14 protein-coding genes and 1 pseudogene are annotated in these 17,003 nt (G+C 73.0%); 9 read left to right on the plus strand and 6 right to left on the minus strand.

The window, feature by feature from the left end; all coding sequences use genetic code 11:
• Positions 1 to 43 precede the first annotated feature (43 nt).
• Entirely contained in the window at positions 44 to 2,998 is a 2,955-nt protein-coding gene (locus SNA_RS06340) for a glycoside hydrolase family 84 protein (RefSeq protein ID WP_044363724.1), read from the minus strand.
• Between the two features lie 499 nt (positions 2,999 to 3,497).
• Between SNA_RS06340 and SNA_RS06345 the strand changes: the two genes are divergently transcribed.
• The 9 genes and pseudogenes from SNA_RS06345 (at position 3,498) to SNA_RS06380 (ending at position 12,495) form a co-directional block, all read left to right on the plus strand.
• Positions 3,498 to 3,767: a hypothetical protein gene (locus SNA_RS06345; RefSeq protein ID WP_030070870.1), complete on the plus strand. Its 270-nt coding sequence runs from the start codon at positions 3,498 to 3,500 to the stop codon at positions 3,765 to 3,767.
• A gap of 6 nt (positions 3,768 to 3,773) precedes the next feature.
• On the plus strand, positions 3,774 to 5,954 hold the full coding sequence (gene malQ, locus SNA_RS06350; protein WP_044363726.1) for a 4-alpha-glucanotransferase: 2,181 nt from the start codon (positions 3,774 to 3,776) through the stop codon (positions 5,952 to 5,954).
• Positions 5,955 to 6,038: 84 nt separating this feature from the next.
• Positions 6,039 to 6,287: a hypothetical protein gene (locus tag SNA_RS06355; protein ID WP_030070864.1), complete on the plus strand. Its 249-nt coding sequence runs from the start codon at positions 6,039 to 6,041 to the stop codon at positions 6,285 to 6,287.
• Positions 6,288 to 6,554: 267 nt separating this feature from the next.
• Positions 6,555 to 7,559 carry an acyl-ACP desaturase gene (locus SNA_RS06360; RefSeq protein WP_030070862.1) on the plus strand — a complete coding sequence of 335 codons (1,005 nt, stop codon included), beginning with the start codon at positions 6,555 to 6,557 and terminating at the stop codon, positions 7,557 to 7,559.
• Between the two features lie 156 nt (positions 7,560 to 7,715).
• Positions 7,716 to 7,871 (plus strand): annotated as a pseudogene (locus SNA_RS43640) (VapC toxin family PIN domain ribonuclease); the annotation flags it as partial.
• Positions 7,872 to 7,967: 96 nt separating this feature from the next.
• Positions 7,968 to 8,915: a LysR family transcriptional regulator gene (locus SNA_RS06365; RefSeq protein WP_044363728.1), complete on the plus strand. Its 948-nt coding sequence runs from the start codon at positions 7,968 to 7,970 to the stop codon at positions 8,913 to 8,915.
• Positions 8,916 to 9,041: 126 nt separating this feature from the next.
• Positions 9,042 to 10,187: an allantoicase gene (gene alc, locus SNA_RS06370; protein WP_030070859.1), complete on the plus strand. Its 1,146-nt coding sequence runs from the start codon at positions 9,042 to 9,044 to the stop codon at positions 10,185 to 10,187.
• 294 nt (positions 10,188 to 10,481) lie between these two features.
• Positions 10,482 to 11,372 carry an SAM-dependent methyltransferase gene (locus SNA_RS06375; RefSeq protein WP_037793256.1) on the plus strand — a complete coding sequence of 297 codons (891 nt, stop codon included), beginning with the start codon at positions 10,482 to 10,484 and terminating at the stop codon, positions 11,370 to 11,372.
• A gap of 4 nt (positions 11,373 to 11,376) precedes the next feature.
• Positions 11,377 to 12,495: a terpene synthase family protein gene (locus SNA_RS06380; RefSeq protein WP_037793252.1), complete on the plus strand. Its 1,119-nt coding sequence runs from the start codon at positions 11,377 to 11,379 to the stop codon at positions 12,493 to 12,495.
• Positions 12,496 to 12,512: 17 nt separating this feature from the next.
• Here SNA_RS06380 and SNA_RS06385 read toward each other — a convergent pair whose 3' ends face one another.
• Genes SNA_RS06385 through SNA_RS06405 form a run of 5 tightly spaced genes read right to left on the minus strand, consistent with a single transcriptional unit; the run spans position 12,513 to position 16,806 of the window.
• Positions 12,513 to 13,904 (minus strand): cytochrome P450, encoded by a 1,392-nt coding sequence (locus SNA_RS06385; protein ID WP_030070853.1) that lies wholly within the window; start codon positions 13,902 to 13,904, stop codon positions 12,513 to 12,515.
• The gene (locus SNA_RS06390) at positions 13,901 to 14,536 is read right to left on the minus strand and encodes a GTP-binding protein (protein WP_030070850.1); all 636 of its coding nucleotides are present in this window, start codon (positions 14,534 to 14,536) and stop codon (positions 13,901 to 13,903) included. The genes SNA_RS06385 and SNA_RS06390 overlap by 4 nt, the downstream gene beginning before the upstream one ends.
• Positions 14,517 to 14,879, minus strand: a complete 363-nt coding sequence (locus tag SNA_RS06395) for a DUF742 domain-containing protein (RefSeq protein WP_030070849.1) — start codon at positions 14,877 to 14,879, stop codon at positions 14,517 to 14,519. Before SNA_RS06395 ends, SNA_RS06390 begins: the two co-directional genes overlap by 20 nt.
• On the minus strand, positions 14,876 to 15,265 hold the full coding sequence (locus SNA_RS06400) for a roadblock/LC7 domain-containing protein (RefSeq protein WP_030070847.1): 390 nt from the start codon (positions 15,263 to 15,265) through the stop codon (positions 14,876 to 14,878). The genes SNA_RS06395 and SNA_RS06400 overlap by 4 nt, the downstream gene beginning before the upstream one ends.
• A 53-nt stretch (positions 15,266 to 15,318) precedes the next feature.
• On the minus strand, positions 15,319 to 16,806 hold the full coding sequence (locus SNA_RS06405) for a sensor histidine kinase (RefSeq protein ID WP_078969716.1): 1,488 nt from the start codon (positions 16,804 to 16,806) through the stop codon (positions 15,319 to 15,321).
• Positions 16,807 to 17,003: the final 197 nt, after the last annotated feature.

Raw genomic sequence — 17,003 nt, forward strand, 5'->3', positions numbered from 1 at the left:
CCGGGCCTTTTGCACGGTGGCCGCGGCCCGCTCGGGGCCGCGGCTATTCGTGCACCGCATATGCCTGCACGGACCACAGCGAATACCCGAACCGCGTGGCCCGCTGATCGCCCTGGATGCGCACATAGCGGGTGTCGGGGGCGTCCATCCGGACCGACTCGCGGCCGCCCTTGCCGTCGCGGACGACGGCCGCGGTGTGCCAGCTGCGGCCGTCCGCGGAGACCTCGATGCGGTAGCGGGCGGCGTAGGCGTCCTGCCAGTTCAGGACGACCAGGCCCAGGCGAACCGGGCGGCGGAGCCGGAACTGGAGCCAGGCGCGGTCGTCGGCCTGCGATGACCAGCGCGTTTCCGGGTCGCCGTCGGTGGCGGCGGACGCCGGGAAGTCGTCCGTCTCGTCACCGGACGAGGTCGCGTCGGCGCCGCGCGCCAGGTCCTGGCCGCCGGTGCGGGGATAGACCCGTACGGTCAGCGTCTGCTGCCCGCCCGCATAGCTGATGGGGATGGTGTACGTGCCGGAGCGGGCGTCGTCGGGGACGTCGACGGCGATGGGGACGGTGGCGGTGCCGCCGCGCGGCGCGGTGACCGTCCCCGGTGCCTCCACCTTGAACCCCTTAGGCGCCTTGACCTGGAGTTTTTCCCGGACGTCGGCGGGCCGGCGGGAGTAGATACGGGCGTCGACCCGCGCCGTGCCGCCGGTCTGCGCATCTGACTCCTTGCGGGCCAGTTCGAGACCGGCCGGCGGGGTGTCGCCGAACCACGGGGCGAGGGCGTGCACGGACGGCGCCGCGGTGCCGTCCGCCCAGGACAGCCGCACCGCGTCGGCGCGCAGGCCGGGCGTCTGCGACTCGGTCCAGCCGGTGGGGGAGAGCGCGCCCAGGCGGCGCCAGCCCTCGCCCGGCACGTGCGCCTCCAGCGACACCGCGCCCGCTGACGGGCCGGGATCGGTCAGCGCGGTGACCGCGGTGAGCGGACGGGCCCGCGCGAAGGGGACGGTCAGCGAGGTGGGGGCGGCGCCCTCGGTGGGCCGGGGGCCGTCGGCGCGTGCCCCGGTCCAGGCGTTGGCCTCGGTCATCGCCCGCTCCAGGAACGGCGCCAGCACGCCCTTGCCGACCGTCGCCGGGCTGCCCTCGCTCTCCGTGCGCAGCCGCTGCGCCGTCCGCTGCGCGGTCCAGGCGGCATCGCCGTCGCCGTGCGCCTGTGCCATCAGGGTGTCCACGGCCGCCTCGCCCGCGCGCCCGTAGCGGCCCAACTGCTCGGCCCAGGGCCGTACTTCGGCCGCCAGGTCGCCGGTCAGCCGGTCCGGGGCGGAGGCCATGGTGGCGAACGCGGCCCGCAGCGCCTTGGCCGCCTCGGCGAGGTCCGCGTCCTTGCCGGGGCGGCCGTGGTTGACGGCGGCCTCGCGGGCCTTCCAGAAGCGGTCCATCAGGGGGCGCAGATACCCCGACTCCTCGCGGTTGAGCACGGAGGAGGAGTCGTTTCCGGCCAGGGCGCGCAGCGCGGCGCGAGCGCCGGGGTCGGCGCCGGCGAGATCGTCGATGGCGGCGTCCCAGGACTCCGCCGGACGGTAGGCGCGCGGGTTCCAGGCGTAGTCGGCGGTCGTGAACAGCGGGATACGGGAGGCCACCGGCTGCTCCATGGCATTGGCGAGCAGCGCGGCGGAGCCGGTGGCCAGGGCCGGGTCGCGGCCGCTGCAGGGGCCCAGGAAGATCCGGTCCTCGGCGTAGTCGTTGACCGGGTAGTTGTCCATGGTGACCAGGGGCCGGCCGAACACCTGGCGGATGGTGGACAGTTCGCTGCCCGTGATGGTCCGCGGCAGCACGCCGACGCCGGTCCAGGCCACCTCCACCCCGTCGCCGAGCGCCTCGGCCAGCGCCTGCCGGTAGGCCGTCGAGCCGTTCTGGTAGTACTCGGTCGGCATCACCGACAGCGGCGCGCCGCCCGGGTGGCGTGCGGCGAGATGGTCGGCGAGCGCACGCGCGATGCGGGCCTGCGCCTTGGCGGCCGCGGCGGGCCCCTTGCCGAAGGTCTCCTCGTCGGCGTCGCAGTGCCATTCGCTGTAGCTGACGTCCTGGAACTGGAGCTGGAAGGAGCGCACCCCCAGCGCCCACATGGCGTCCACCTTGCGCCGCAGCGCCCGCAGATCCTCCTCGGAGGACATGCACATCGCCTGGCCGGGCGCGACGGCCCAGCCCAGCGTGACGTGGTTGGCGCGGGCCCGCTCCGCCAGCGCCCGGAAGTCGGCCCGCTGCGCGGCCGGATAGGGCTCGCGCCACCGGGCCTGGCGGAACGGGTCGTCACCCGGCGCGTACAGATAGCGGTTCTGCTTCGTACGCCCCATGAAGTCCAGCTGCGCCAGCCGCTGCGCCCGGCTCCAGGGCTCGCCGAAGAAACCCTCGGTGATCCCGCGCACCGCCGTGCCCGGCCAGTCCCGTACGAGGGCCGACGCGAGCTGGTGCCTGCCGTGGGGCGCGTCCGTGACCAGCTGCCGCAGCGTCTGCGCGGCGTGGAAGAGGCCGTCGGGGCCGACGCCGTCGAGGGCGACGGTGTCGCGGCCGCCGGTCTGGCCGACCGCGAGGCGGTAGCCGCCGGCGGGCAGATCCCCGCGGGCGGGCGCCTTCAGCGCCCGCAGCGCGTCCTTGGCCGCGCTCCCGCCGACGTAGAGCACCGGCCCGCCGGCGGGCGGCCGCTCACCCGGCGCCACCTCGTGGACCGTGCGCACGCCCGCCCGGCGCAGGATGCCGCGCACCACGTCCAGGGCGTACGGATCGGTGTCCGGCGCCGCCACCAGCGCCGCCTCACCACCGAGCGGGACCGCGTCGGCCAGCTCCCGCATCGACTGGGGGCGCGGCCAGACGGCGGGCAGCGCACCCGCGCCGGCCGGGCGGTCCGGCTGGTCGGGGGCACCGCGGGAGGGGCCCTCGGGCGCCGCCTGGGCACTCGGCGCCCCGCCGAGCAGCCCGGAGATGACGGCGGCGGCCAGCGCCGTGGTCCCCGCCACGCGGGCGCGGGCGCCCGCGCCGCTTCTGCTCCCCCTGCCGGTGGTCTTCCCCGCTCCTCTGTCGGTGTCCCCGGTCGTTCCGGATGTCCCGGTAGCTCCGAATCTCCCGACGCCCCACACGCCCCGGACCCGCACGGCCGCTCCTCGTCCCCGTCTTCTACCGCTCGCCGGTTCGTACCGGCCCCCCTTTGTGCCGCCGACGCCCGTTCGGACAGACCTTCGGCCGGTGGCTCCCATTGTGGCGGTACGGGGGGCTGCGGTGCGAGGGCGGGGTGCCCGGGGGAGGGGGTGCCGGGCGACCGCCGCATGCCCGCCGCCCGCAGAACTTCCGCCGCGATGCCCGTTTTGTCAGCCTCCTCTGCGTCACCCGAACGCCCCAACCGTGAAATCGCCTGCGAGCGGGCTGTGAGCTGAGACACGTTTAATGGGTAAAAGCGTCTGCGATCGTGTCTGGTGGGTAGGGCAGACCTGTCCCATTACCGATGAACGGGAGGCCCTCGTGGCCGCATCCGCTCAGCTGCTGCTTGATGCGCTGTCCGCCAAACCGGGCGACGCGCCGACCGAACCCGACCTCTTCGACGGGGTCACCGGCCCCGACTCCGGGCTGGAGGGCTCCGGCACCCTCAGCTTCGCCGAGCCGCCGCTCACCAGTGAGCCGCCGCTCGCCGACGCCGCACCCCTGACCAGCGAGGTCCCCATCTCCGCCGAGCTGCCGCTGACCAGTGAGCCGACGGCCACCGGTCTGGGCACGGAGTCCATGGAGGTCTGAGGACCCATGGGCCGCGAGCGGCTTGCCCGGCTGCACGGCATCGCCCCGTCCTATCGGCCCGCGCCGGGCCTCATCCGCCACATCGGCGACGACACCCTCATCGCCGTACTCGCCGCCTTAGGTGTCGACGCCTCGACACCCGATGCGGTCCGCGCAGCCCTGGCCGCCTCCGCGGACACGGCCGGCCGCACCCTGCTCCCCGGCACCGTCGTGGCCCGCCCCGGCCGCCCGCCCGACCTCGGCGCCCTGCCCGCCGGCACGGCCCTGCGCGTCACGACCGAGGACGGCGAGGAGGCCGACCCCGGCCCCGGGAACCCGGCGGCCCACCTCCCCCCGGGCGTCCACACCCTCCATGCGCACGCCCCCGACGGCCGCACCGCCCGCGCCCGGCTGATCGTCGCCCCCGACCGCGTCCCCGCCCCGCCGGACCGCACCCACGGCTTTCTCGTCCAGCTCTACTCCCTGCTCTCCGGCCGCTCCTGGGGCATGGGCGACCTCGGGGACCTCGCCGATCTCGCCGCCTGGTCCGGACGTGCCCTGGGCACCGGCTTCGTCCAGCTCAACCCGCTGCACGCCGCCGTCCCCGGCCCGCCCGCCGACCCCTCCCCCTACCGGCCCTCCTCGCGTCGCTTCCCCGACCCGGTCCATCTGCGCATCGAGCACATCCCCGAGTACGCCCAGCTCACCGGCCCCGACCGCCGGCGGGCCGACGACCTCGCCGCCCGCGCCGGCACCCTGCGCGGCGACGTCCTCGAACGCGGCGCGCTGATCGACCGCGACGCGGTCTGGGAGCTCAAGCGCGAGGCCCTGGAGCTGCTGTGCGCGGTGCCGCTCTCACCGGGGCGGCGCGCCGCGTACTGCGACTTCCTCGCCGAACAGGGCGCGCCCCTGGAGGACCACGCCACCTGGTGCGCCCTCGCCGAACGGCACGGATCCGACTGGCGCGCCTGGCCCGCCGGGCTGCGCGACCCCCGCTCACCGGCCACGGCCCGGGCGCGCCAGGGGCTGCTGGACCGCATCGACTTCCACTGCCGCCTCGCCTGGCTCACCGACCAGCAGCTGGCGGCCGCCCAGCGCGCCGCGCGGGAGGCCGGGATGGGCATCGGCCTGGTCCACGACCTCGCCGTCGGCGTCCACCCCACCGGCGCCGACACCTGGGCCCAGCAGGACGCCTTCGCCGCGGGGATGTCCATCGGCGCACCCCCCGACGCCTTCAACGCCCGCGGCCAGGACTGGGGCCTGCCGCCCTGGCGCCCCGACGCCCTGGCCGCCACCGGCTACGCCCCCTACCGCGGGCTGCTGCGCTCCCTGCTGCGGCACGCCGGGGCGCTGCGCATCGACCACGTCATGGGCCTCTTCCGCCTGTGGTGGGTCCCGGCGGGCCGCCCGCCGACCGAGGGCGCGTACGTCCACTACGACGCCGAGGCGATGCTGTCCCTGCTGGCCCTGGAGGCCCACCGGGCGGGCGCCTGTGTGATCGGCGAGGACCTGGGGACGGTCGAGCCCGGCGTACGGGAGACGCTGGCCGAGCGGGGGGTGCTGGGCACCTCCGTGCTGTGGTTCGAACGGGACTACGCCGTGGACGGGGACGGCGCGGATCCGGATGGCGCGGGCCCGGACGGCGCGGAACCGGAAGGCGTGGATCCGGACGGGCCCGCCCCGGAGGCCGCCGCCCCCGATACCGACGCCCCGGCCCCATCCGCCCCCGACGCCCGCATCCTCGCCCCCGAGGAATGGCGCGAGGGCTGTCTGGCCACCGTCACCACCCACGATCTGCCGTCCACCGCCGCCCGGCTCAGCGGCGAGGACATCGCCCTGCGCGCCCGGCTCGGCCTGCTGGCCGGCCCGCCCGGACGCGAACGCGCCCGCGCACGCCACGAGCTGGCCGAATGGCTGGCCGAGCTGACCCACCGCGGTCTGCTCCCCGAGGGACCGGCCGACGAGGAGGCCGTGGTCAAGGCCGTGCACCGCTTTCTGCTGCGCACCCCCGCCCGCCTCGTCGGCGTCTGGCTCCCGGACGCGGTGGGCGACCGCCGCCCCCAGAACCTCCCCGGGACATGGGACGAGTACCCGAACTGGCGCCTTCCCATCGCCGCCCCCGACGGCCGCCCGCTGACCCTGGAGGAACTGGCCGCCTCGCCCCGACTGCACGCCCTGATGCGGGAATTGGGCGACGGCGGCCGCTGAGGGCCGCCGCGCCCTCCCCGGGCCGGGGCCCCTGCACGCCACCCCGGACGCGCGGGGTGGAGGGGCGTCCGCTACGTTGACACCGTGAGCAACCAGGTCAAGAAGAATGCCCTGCGCGCCGGAACCATCACTGCCGGTACCGCGCTACTGATGCTGATGTCCTCCCCGGCGTTCGCGGTCATGCCCGACGACGGCGACGACCCGGGCCCGGGCCTGAACGTGGCCGAGACGCTCGGCCTCTACGTCGCCGCCCCCATCGTGCTCTTCCTGGTGATCGCCGGGCTGGTCATGGCCGGCGACAAGACCCGCAAGCAGGGCGACTCCAAGAGCTGACGCCAGGGGCGCACGGTCGCCCCGCCGACGTCCACAGGGCGCCCACCGGTTCCTACGAACCGGTGGGCGCCCTTTTGTATGCCCCGCGACATCGGGAGGCGTTTTCGCAGGTGAAAAACGGGTTGCGGAGTGGCTATCGCGCGGTTTTCCGCCGTTTTGGGCGGGCTCCGGTCTTTAACCGGACCCAACCTACGATGACGTAACCTACGGCCCCGTAGGTCCCCCGCCTACGGTCCCGTAGGTTTCGTCGTCCCCCGGAGTTCCCCCGTGACCATCGCCCCCGCCCAGCACAACGGAGAGCGCGGCCAGGCCGCCTGGACCGACGCCCAGCTCCTCTACGCGCTCGAAGAGGTGGTGGAGAAGGAGCTCAACCGGCATCTGACGGTCGCCAAGGACTGGATGCCGCACGAGTACGTCCCCTGGAGCGACGGGCGGAACTTCCCCGGCCAGCTGGAGGGCGGCGAGCCCTGGGCCGTCGAGCAGTCCAAGGTCACCGACATCGGCCGGACCGCGCTGGTGGTCAACCTCCTGACCGAGGACAACCTCCCCAGCTACCACCACGAGATCGCCACCCTCTTCGGCCGGGACGGCGCCTGGGGTACCTGGGTGCACCGCTGGACCGCGGAGGAGGGCCGGCACGGCATCGTGATGCGCGACTATCTGCTCACCAGCCGGGCCGTCGACCCCGACGAGCTGGAGCGGTTCCGTATGGCCCATATGGCGGAGGGCTTCGAATCCGACAACTCGCACAGCATGCTCCACTCGGTGGCCTACGTCGCCTTCCAGGAGCTGGCCACCCGGATCTCGCACCGCAACACCGGCCACCACTCCGGCGACCCCGTCTGCGACCGGATGCTGGCCCGGATCGCCACCGACGAGAACCTCCACATGGTCTTCTACCGCAATCTGCTCTCCGCGGCCTTCGAGATGGCCCCCGACCAGACCATGTGCGCCGTACGCGATGTCGTCACCGGCTTCCGGATGCCCGGCCACGGCATGCCCGGCTTCGAGCGGGCCGCCGCCCGGATGGCGCTCGGCGGCATCTACAACCTGCGCATCCACCACGACGATGTGCTCCAGCCCGTGCTGCGCTTCCTCAAGGTGCTGGAGATCGGCGGGCTGGGCCCCGCCGGGCTGCGCGCCCAGGAGGAGCTGGGGGTCTTCATGAACGGCCTGGACGGGCAGGCGCGGAAGTTCGAGGAGCGGCAGGCGGCGATCCAGGCGCGGAAGGCCGCGGCCCGGGAGCGCGAATCTTTCGGTTCGGCTAAATAAAAGGGTCGCAATAATTCGCTGGATCTGATGTTTGGTGGGCTGCCACGGCGGATCCGTCCACGCCATCCACGGAGAGGAAACCGTGGCAGTCCTGGAGAGCGCCCGCGCCCATCAGGAAGAAGCGCGCCCGCCGTCCATGCGGGACGCGGGGCGTCGTACCGGCAGCTCCTGGCGGGTGCGGTGAACGTAGCCCTCGCCGCCGACCATGACACCGATGCCGTCCTTGCCCTCGACCGTCGCGACTTCCGGGCTGTGCGCCCGCTTGGTCGTCACAAGGCGTTCCGGATCCTGCCTGACGATCTTCCGCTCTGAAGCCGAACGGCGCGTGGACGCTGAAATGCCGCTTGGCGATCACGCGGGCGTCGCGCTCGGCGCCGGGGGCCGGCGCTGACTGCGTACGCTGCCCGCATGGCCGACTGGGACGTCAAGAAGCTGCGGATCCTGCGCACCCTCCAAGAGCTGGGCACGGTCACCGCGACCGCCGAGGCGCTGCACATGACGCCCTCGGCGGTCTCGCAGCAGCTGACGGGTCTGGCCAAACAGCTCGGCGTCACGCTCCTGGAGGCACACGGCCGGCGGGTACGGCTGACGGACGCCGCGCAGCTGGTGCTGCGGCATGCCGAGGCGGTGTTCGCCCAGCTGGAGCGGGCGGATGCGGAACTGCTCGACTACCTCCAGGGCGAGGCCGGACAGGTGCGGGTCGGCGCGTTCTCCACCGCCATCCCCGCCCTGGTGGTGCCCGCCGTCCAGGAGCTGCGCCGTACGCATCCGGGGCTGTCGGTCGCCGTACGGGAAGCGGAGGCGGAGGCCGCGTACGAGCTGCTCGCGGAGGGCAGCGTGGATCTGGCGCTCTCGCTGGCCGCGCATGCGCCCACCCCGCGCGACCCGAAGTTCAGCCGGGTCCAGCTGCTGGCCGACCCGCTGGACGTGGCCCTGCCGGCCGGTCATCCGCTGGCCGCCGAACCGGGGCTGCGGCTGGCGGATCTGGCGGGCGAGCCCTGGATCTTCGGCAGCAGCGGGCCCTGGTCGCAGATCACCACCACGGCGTGCGAGAGCGCCGGCTTCGTCCCGGAGCAGGCGCATGCGGCCGCGGACTGGGGCGCGATCTTGTCGATGGTCGCGGCCGGAATGGGCGTGGCGCTGGTGCCGCGGATGGCGATGGCGGCCGGCACCGTCTCCCGCACCGAGCGGGGCGGCTCCGGGGTGGCCCTGCGGGTGCTGCACGCCGACCAGCCGCGCCGCCATGTGGTGGCGGCCGCCCGTCGCGGCTCCGAGGGCGCGCCGGGGCTGGCCAGGGTGCTGGCGGCGCTGCGCCAGGCGGCGGACCAGTCGCAGGGCGAAGCTCACATCCGCTGACGGTTTAATCCACGGGATTGTTAAGTTTTCACTGAACATAACTGTCAAGAACTTTCGATGGACCTGTGGGGTGGGGTCCTGCGACCGTGGACGGGTCCACAGCTCGCTCCTCACCGAAGGGCAACGATGACCGCCACCCCGGCCGCCGACTCCACCGATCCGCACGCCAACGACGCCAACCCGTACGGCGGCGGCGACCCCTACGCCGACTACCGCGGTGGGGACTTCCCCTTCACCTCGCTCGTCGACCTCGCCGACCGCCGCTTCGGCGCCGGTGTGATCGCGGCGAACGACGAGTTCTTCGCCGAGCGCGAGAACCTGCTGAAGCCGGCTCCGGCGGTCTTCGACCCCGAGCACTTCGGTCACAAGGGCAAGATCATGGACGGCTGGGAGACCCGGCGCCGCCGCGGCGCCGACGGCGATCACCCCTTCCCGACCGACGACGAGCACGACTGGGCGCTGATCCGCCTCGCCGCCCCCGGTGTGATCCGCGGCGTCATCGTCGACACCGCCCACTTCCGCGGCAACTACCCCCAGCAGGTCACCGTCGAGGCGACCGCGCTGCCCGGCAGCCCCAGCCCCGAGGACCTGCTCGCCGACGACGTGAAATGGGAGGAGCTCGTTCCCCGTACGCCGGTCCGCGGCCACGCCGCCAACGGCTTCGAGGTCACCGTCGAGCGCCGCTTCACCCATCTCCGCCTCAAGCAGCACCCCGACGGTGGCATAGCCCGCCTCCGCGTCTACGGCGAGGTCGTCCCCGACCCCGAGTGGCTCGACGTCCTGGGCACCCTCGATCTGGCCTCCGTCATGCACGGCGGCACCGTCGAGGACGCCTCCGACCGCTTCTACTCCTCGCCCACCCAGATCATCCAGCCCGACCTCTCGCGCAAGATGGACGACGGCTGGGAGAACCGCCGGCGCCGGGTCAAGAACACCCACGACTGGGTCCGCTTCAAGCTCGCCGCCCAGGGCGAGATCCGCGCCATCGAGATCGACACCGCCTACCTCAAGGGCAACTCCGCGGGCTGGGCCGCCCTGTCCGGCTGCAACGGCGACCCCGACGACGCCTCCTCCTGGTTCGAGATCCTCCCCAAGACGAAGCTCCAGCCCGACACCCCGCACCGCTTCAAGCTGCCGCGGACGGTCACCGCCACCCACGTACGCCTCGACGTCTTCCCCGACGGCGGCCTCGCCCGCATGCGCGTCCACGGCGACCTCACCGAAGCCGGCCGCGCCACCCTCGTCCGCCGCTTCGACGACCTCAGCGGCTGACCCCCACCCCACTTCCGCCGGGCCCCGCAGGAGGGGGCGGGGCCCGACGGACACACCCCGAGCCCGCGAGGGCCGGGTCACCGAGCCGCCCGGCGGACAGCAACGCAGCAAGCGCCTGTCCGCCGGGCGTCACCATGTGACGCCGCTTCAGGCATGTCGCCTTCGCGGGAATGTTCGCTACCGCTTGGCGCGAAGCCGGCGCGCATTTAACAGGGGGTGACATGGCAGGCCCGATCACTTTCGGGCAAGGTTGATCCGCCTGTTCACCCCCACGCCGCGCCAAACGGAGAACCGATGACCCGCAGTCTCCTCGCCTTCGACGAGACACGAGTGCCCCTGTACTACTCGCGCAAGACCGCCGATATCCTCCACAAATACGGCCCGGGCCCGCGCGTCCACTTCCACATGGGGCTCTTCGAGCCGGGGCATACGCCCAACACCACCGTTTCCCAGCGGGTGTTGCAGCGCCGCATCGTGGCCTCCCAGGAAGCGATAGTCGACCACGCGGCCCGCACCTGGGGCGCGTATGCCACCCCGCCCGGCTCGCTGCTCGACATCGGCTGCGGTGTGGGAGGCGGTTCGCTCTACTGGGCGCAGGAGCACGGCACCCACGTCACCGCCCTCACCGTCGCGGGCGGCCACCTGCCGCTCATCAGGAAGTTCGCCGCCGCTGCCGGGGTGGCAGAGCGCATCACCCCGGTACTCGCCGACGTCCACACGTATGCCGCCGACCGCACCTACGACGCCGCGTACGCCAACGAGAGCTCCGGCTATATGGACCGTGAACGGCTCTTCGAGGTGGTGGCCCGGTCCTTGAAGCCCGGTGGCTGGTTCGGGCTCCAGGAGCACTTCATCTGCCGCCCGGAGTGGACCGAGTTCATCGACGGGTACTACAAGACCCGGCTCGGGACGCTCACCGAGTACATCCGCGCCGCCCAGAAGGCGGGGTTCGAGCTGGAGCAGGACGAGGACGTGACCGACCGGGTCGCCGAGTTCTGGGTGCAGTCGATGGCGTGGAACACGGCGGAACTGGAGCGGGTCGAGCGCGGCGAGGCGCCGGGTGCATGGTCGCGGGAGCGGCTCACCGAGTCCGCCATCACCCACGGCAAGCTCTTCCGGATCTGGCGGGATCACGCGCTGGAGACCCGGCTGTTGATGTTCCGCCTCACGGACGGGGACCGCTGAGCCGATGCCACCCGTCTACGCGGCCGACAGCGCACCGTCCCGGATCGGCTGGGAACTGCCGCCGTTCTACTGCCCGTTCAACGCCTCACTGATCCACCCCAAGGCCGAGGAACTGGAGGCCCGGGCCGTCGAATGGATCGACCGCTTCGGGCTCTACCCCGACCCCACCGAGCGGGCCTGGGGCCTGGCCACACGGGGCGCCGACTTCACCAGCCGGATCATTCCGTACGGCGACGTCGAGCCGATGGTGCTGTTCGCCGAGTGGAACTACTGGGCCTTCGCCCTGGACGACTGGCAGGACGCGCAGGATGCCGGACCCGCGCGCGCAAGCGCCGCGGCCGTCGCGGACGAGGGCATACGGCTGTTCCGCAGCCTGGAGGCGCCCGGCTCCGCGCTGCTGCCGCCCGGTCCGTTCACCGACGCCCTGGCCGACCTGGTCCAGCGCACACGCGCGTTGCTCACCCCGTACCAGCTGCGCCGATTCGGCGAGGGCGTACGGGACTGGGTGCTGGGCGCCACCTGGCAGACCGCCAACACCGAACGCGACGTCATGCCGTCCTTGAACGACTTCTGCGCGATGCGCATGTCCGTCAACGGCACCCGCTTCACCCTCACCTGGTGCGAGACCGCGAACGGGGCGGAGCTGCCACCGGACGTGCTGTACGCGGAGCCCGTGCAGGCGCTCACGGATGCTGCGGGCTTCGTCGTCTCCTGCGACAACGACCTGTTCTCCTACAACAAGGAGGACCACCAGGAGCCGTGGGAGCAGAACCTCGTGAACGTCCTCGTACGGGAGCGGGGATGTACGCCCCGGGAGGCGGTGCGGCACGCGGTGGCCCTGCGCGACCAGGTGCTCGCCCTGGTCGTCCGGCTCGGTGACAAGCTGGCCCGAGGCGCGAACGCACCGTTGCGGCGGTACGTGGAGATGCTCGGCGAGTGGATCGCGGGGGACGTCGCGTACCACGCGCTCGCCCCGCGGTACGCCAGCCCGCGCAACCGCAACCCGCTGCCTGTGGCGGACGCCTCGTACGACCTGGTCTGGGCGGACGCACCCAGCTCGGCGCGTACGGCGCCCCCGCCGGTCCCGTCGATCGCCTGGTGGTGGGCTGCCGAGCGAGCCTGACCGCACCGTGTGCGGCGTCATGCCCCGCCGAGCAGCCGTGACCACCAGGACCGGTGTGCCGCGTGCGGCTCCTGAGGTGGTGTCACGGGCGTCGGCGCCGCCTCCGGCAGCGGCACCGACGGCGCGGTGACGGGAGCCGAGCCCGTGACGCCCGCACCCTTGGGGGTGAAGGCCGCCGGAAGCGCCCGCAGATGGTGGGACATCAGGGACGAATCCCACTGCAACTCGCCCTCCGGAACCGCTAGGTCGAGGTCGGGCAGCCGCGCGAGCAGGGTGTCGATACCGGTGTCGGCAATGGCGCGCCCGATGTCCTGCCCGGGGCACTCGTGCGGCCCGCCGCTGAAGGCCAGGTGCGAGCGGTTGCCGTGCACGGGCACGGACAGGTCCGGCCGGACCTCCGGGTCCACATTGCCCGCCACCACCCCGAGCAGCAGCATGTCGCCCGCCTTGATGTGCTGGCCACCCAGTTGGGTGTTGCCCGTGGCCCAGCGCCCGAGGACCGCGGTCAGCGGCGGTGCGTCCCACAGCACCTGCTCCAGCGCGTCCGGCAGCGTCATGTTGCCGCCGGACAGGCTGGAGCGGAAACGCCGGTCCGTGAGCATCATCAGCAGCGCGTTCGCGATCAGGTTGGCGGTGGTCTCGAACGCGGCGATCAGGATGAGCCGGACGTGCGCCATCACTTCCTCGTCCGACAGTCGCGCCTCGTGCTCCAGGAGCCAGGAGGTGAGGTCGGGGCCAGGCAACTCCCTTTTGCGTGCCACCAGTTGGGTCAGTATGTCGGTGACGTACATGCTGCTCTCCACCGCCGTACCGGTGCCCCGGATCATGTCGCGGCCGGCCCGGACGAGTCGGGGGCCGTAGTCCTCCGGTGCCCCGACGATCTGCGTCATCACCAGCATCGGAAGCTGCTCGGCGAAGTCGTCGACCAGGTCGGCGCGCCCCGTTTCGGCGAAGGCGTCGATGAGCTGGTTCGCGAACCGCTTCACGGAGCGGCGGATGCCGCGCCGGTCGAACCGTTCGAGGGACGCGGTCACCGCGCCGCGCAGTCGCTGGTGCTCACTGCCGTCGGAGAAGTTGCACACCGGCGACCAGGTCGTCATGGGGGAGAGCGGGTGGTCGGGGGTGACCTCGCCCTCCTGGGCCGCCCGCCAACGGCGCGGGTCGCGGGAGAACCGCGAAGGCGTCCGCACCACATCCAGGTTCTCCCGATGCCCGAGCACCAGCCAGGCCCGCAGGTCGCCGTGGACCAGCACCGGGGCGACGGCGCCGTGTTCGGCCCGCAGGGTTTCGTACAGGCCGCGCGGATCCGCCTCCGCCTCGGGCCCGTACAGTCTGCGGATTCCCTCGGTGCCGAGCCCGTGTGCGGGGCAGCCCGGGGGAGGGGCGGGGGTCGGGTCGGGGGTGTTCACGGGGCCTCCGTGGGCGCGGCCAGGGAATGCAGATGGCGCATCAGGGTCATCAGGACGTCGCGGCTCGACGGGCGCGAGCGTGCGTCGCATTCGACGATCGGGACGGATGCGGGCAGGTCGAGGGCGCCCCGCAGCTCCTCCAGGGGGTAATTCGGCGCATCGGGGAAGGTGTTGACGGCCACCACGAACGGCACGCCGCGCTCCTCCAGGCGCCCGAGTACGTCGAAGCTCACCTCCAGGCGGCGGGTGTCGACGAGTACCACCGCGCCGAGCGCGCCCTCGAACAGGCCGCGCCACAGGAACCAGAAGCGCTCCTGACCCGGGGTGCCGAACAGATAGAGCACCAGCTTCTCGTTGATGCTGATCCGGCCGAAGTCCATCGCCACGGTGGTCGTCGACTTGCCCGCGACCCCGGCCGTGTCGTCGACGCCGACCCCGGCCTGGGTCATCGTCTCCTCGGTGGTCAGTGGCCGGATCTCGCTGACCGAGCCGACCAGGGTCGTCTTGCCGACCCCGAAACCACCGACGATCACCACCTTGACCGCGGCCGCCGCGGTCTCGGGCAGCACGTCCTCGCTCCGCGGCCCGGCAAGCTGCTGCCCGGTGGCCCGCTCAGAGCTTTTGAAGTCCATTGATCACTGCCTCAATCAACGCGATGTCGGGGAGTTGTGCGGGCGGCACCGGCGGCCGGGCGGTGACCCGCTGCTCGGCCAGCAGATCGCTGAGCAGCACGGTCACCACACTGACCGGAAGGCCCAGATGCGCGGAGATCTCCGCGACGGACAGCGGCCGGTGGCAGATGCGGACGATATCCGCCTGCTCCGGCTGCATCCCTGGCCGCGGGCCCGACGTGGCCACGATCAAAGTGACCAGGTCGAGTTCGGTGGGCGCGGACGAACCGCTGCGCCCACCGGTGATCACATAGAGCCGCTCGGGCCCGCCCTCGTCCCATTCCTGGCCGGAGGGCTCGGTCACCTGGCGGCCTGCCCGTCCTGCCGCGGCGGGCTGCTGAGGTGCTCTCCGATCCGCAGTACGAGGTCGCGCATCCGCTGCCCCATCAGGCCCGCGTCCACGCCGTCATCGGCCAGTACCGCCAGATAGGCGCCCGCGCCCGCCGCCATCAGATAGAAGAAGCCGCCGTCCATCTCGATGACGACGAGCCGCATCCGGCCCTCGCTGTGCGGGAGTTCGGCCGCGACCGCGCCGGCGAGGCTCTGGAGTCCCGCGCAGGCCGCGGCCAGGCGGTCCGCGGCGTCGGTGTCCCCGCCGTGCTGGGCCATGCGCAGGCCGTCCGCGGAGAGCACCACCACCTGGCGGGTCTGCGGGACGCTCTCGGCCAGGTCCTTGAGCATCCAGTCCATGGTGCCGGTCCGGCCGGCGCTGCCGGCGTAACCCAGGTGGCCCTGCTGCTGCATCACTGCTCGTTCCCCTTGCTTGCCGACGCGGGCGCCGAGGCGGCGACGTCGTGGTCGTGATCCTGATACGGCGTGGTCTCGACGTGCTGCGTGGTCTCGCCCGACACCCCGCTCTGGAACGCGGCCAGCCACATGCCCGGCTGGACGGCGTCCGCGGAGTCGGTAGCGGGTGCCGGCCCGGTCGAGGCCGGCGCGGCGTCGGACGGGGTGGCCGGCTTCCTGCGGCGGCGCTGCGGCAGGCCGTTCGCCGTACGTTCGGTGACCACGGGCGCCTCGGTGTCCGTGGTCGGGCCGGTGACGGCCCGCTCCACCGGCATCTGCGGCGACGGCATCTGCGGCGACGGGGCGTGCGACTGCGGGGCATGCGGCGCCGGGGCGTGCACGGCGAGCCGCGGCCCCGACGACGTACCGATGCCGTGCGCGCGGCCCGTGGCGCCGGCCGCCGTGGTGATGAGCTCCTGCGGGACGATCAGCACGGCCCGCACACCGCCGTACGCCGACGGCCGCAGCGACACCTGGAAGCCGTACGCCTGGGCAAGCCGCCCGACCACGGCCAGGCCCAGGCGCGGGGTCTCGCCGAGGTCGTTGACGTCGATGCCCTGCTGGGCCTGGAGCAGCAGCCGCTCTGCGCGGGCGCGGGCCTCCTCGCTCATCGAGACGCCGCCGTCCTCGATCTCGACGGCGATGCCCGACTGGACGTCGACGGCGGTGAGATGGACGCGGGTGTTGGGCGGCGAATAGCGGGTGGCGTTGTCGAGCAGTTCGGCCAGGGCGTGGATCAGCGGTTCGACGGCGGTGCCGACGATGGCGATCTCGGAGACCGAATGCAGCTCGACGCGCTGGTAGTCGATGATCCGGGACATGGCGCCACGGAGCACGGAGTAGAGCGGCACCGCCTTCGACCACTGGCGGCCCGGGCGGGCGCCGCCGAGGACGGCGATGGAGTCGGCGAGCCGGCCGATCAGCGCGGTGCCGTGGTCGAGCCGGAGCAGATCGCCGAAGACGTCCGGGCGCTGTCCGTGCCGGTCCTCCATCTGCCGCAGTTCCTGGGCCTGCTGGTGGACGATGGCCTGAACCCGGCGGGCGATGTTCACGAACGCGCGCTGCGCGGAGTCGCGCAGGTCCTCCTCGGCGGCCACCGCATCGACCACCGAGCGCAGCACCGCGAGGTGCGCCGCTGGGGCGTCGAGCCCGGTCAGCACCTCCTCGGGGAACTCCCCGCCGCGCAGCCGGCGGACCACGTCGGGCAGCAACTGCTCGGCCAGCCGCACCGTCTCGGCCTCCTGGTGGGCCAGGGCCTCGCGCTGCGCGGCGGCCGTGGCCTCCAGGTCGGCGATGCGACGGGACCTGCGCCGGGCCCCGGCACCGACGACGGCGGTGAGGGCGACGGCGACCGCACCGAGGACGGTGACGCCCGGCCATGCGGCGGCCGGGCCCAGCGCGGCGGTCGCGGCGGTGGCCACCGCGAGGGCGGCAGGCGGCAGCATCCAGAAGGGGAAGGGGGACTTGGGACTTCCCGGGGTCGTCCCCGCGCTCACCCTCTGCACTGCAACTCCCGTACGTGCCCGAAGATCACCTTACGGTTATGTAGCGTAACGCGTTCGGGTGAACGGAGTTGACGGCGAGCCGGACCTTTGGCGTGTTCTGTACGGGTCACCAGAGACCCCGCAACACTCTTGTCGCA

Source organism: Streptomyces natalensis ATCC 27448 (genome assembly GCF_000935125.1).
Classification (GTDB): Bacteria; Actinomycetota; Actinomycetes; order Streptomycetales; family Streptomycetaceae; genus Streptomyces; species Streptomyces natalensis.

Coding starts and splice junctions, on each gene's coding strand:
- SNA_RS06380 (WP_037793252.1), top strand. CDS start 11,377: ATGCCACCCGTCTACGCGGCCGACAGCGCACCGTCCCGGATCGGCTGG.
- malQ (WP_044363726.1), top strand. CDS start 3,774: ATGGGCCGCGAGCGGCTTGCCCGGCTGCACGGCATCGCCCCGTCCTAT.
- SNA_RS06400 (WP_030070847.1), bottom strand. CDS start 15,265: ATGGACTGGATGCTCAAGGACCTGGCCGAGAGCGTCCCGCAGACCCGC.
- alc (WP_030070859.1), top strand. CDS start 9,042: ATGACCGCCACCCCGGCCGCCGACTCCACCGATCCGCACGCCAACGAC.
- SNA_RS06365 (WP_044363728.1), top strand. CDS start 7,968: ATGGCCGACTGGGACGTCAAGAAGCTGCGGATCCTGCGCACCCTCCAA.
- SNA_RS06405 (WP_078969716.1), bottom strand. CDS start 16,806: ATGCTGCCGCCTGCCGCCCTCGCGGTGGCCACCGCCGCGACCGCCGCG.
- SNA_RS06390 (WP_030070850.1), bottom strand. CDS start 14,536: ATGGACTTCAAAAGCTCTGAGCGGGCCACCGGGCAGCAGCTTGCCGGG.
- SNA_RS06375 (WP_037793256.1), top strand. CDS start 10,482: ATGACCCGCAGTCTCCTCGCCTTCGACGAGACACGAGTGCCCCTGTAC.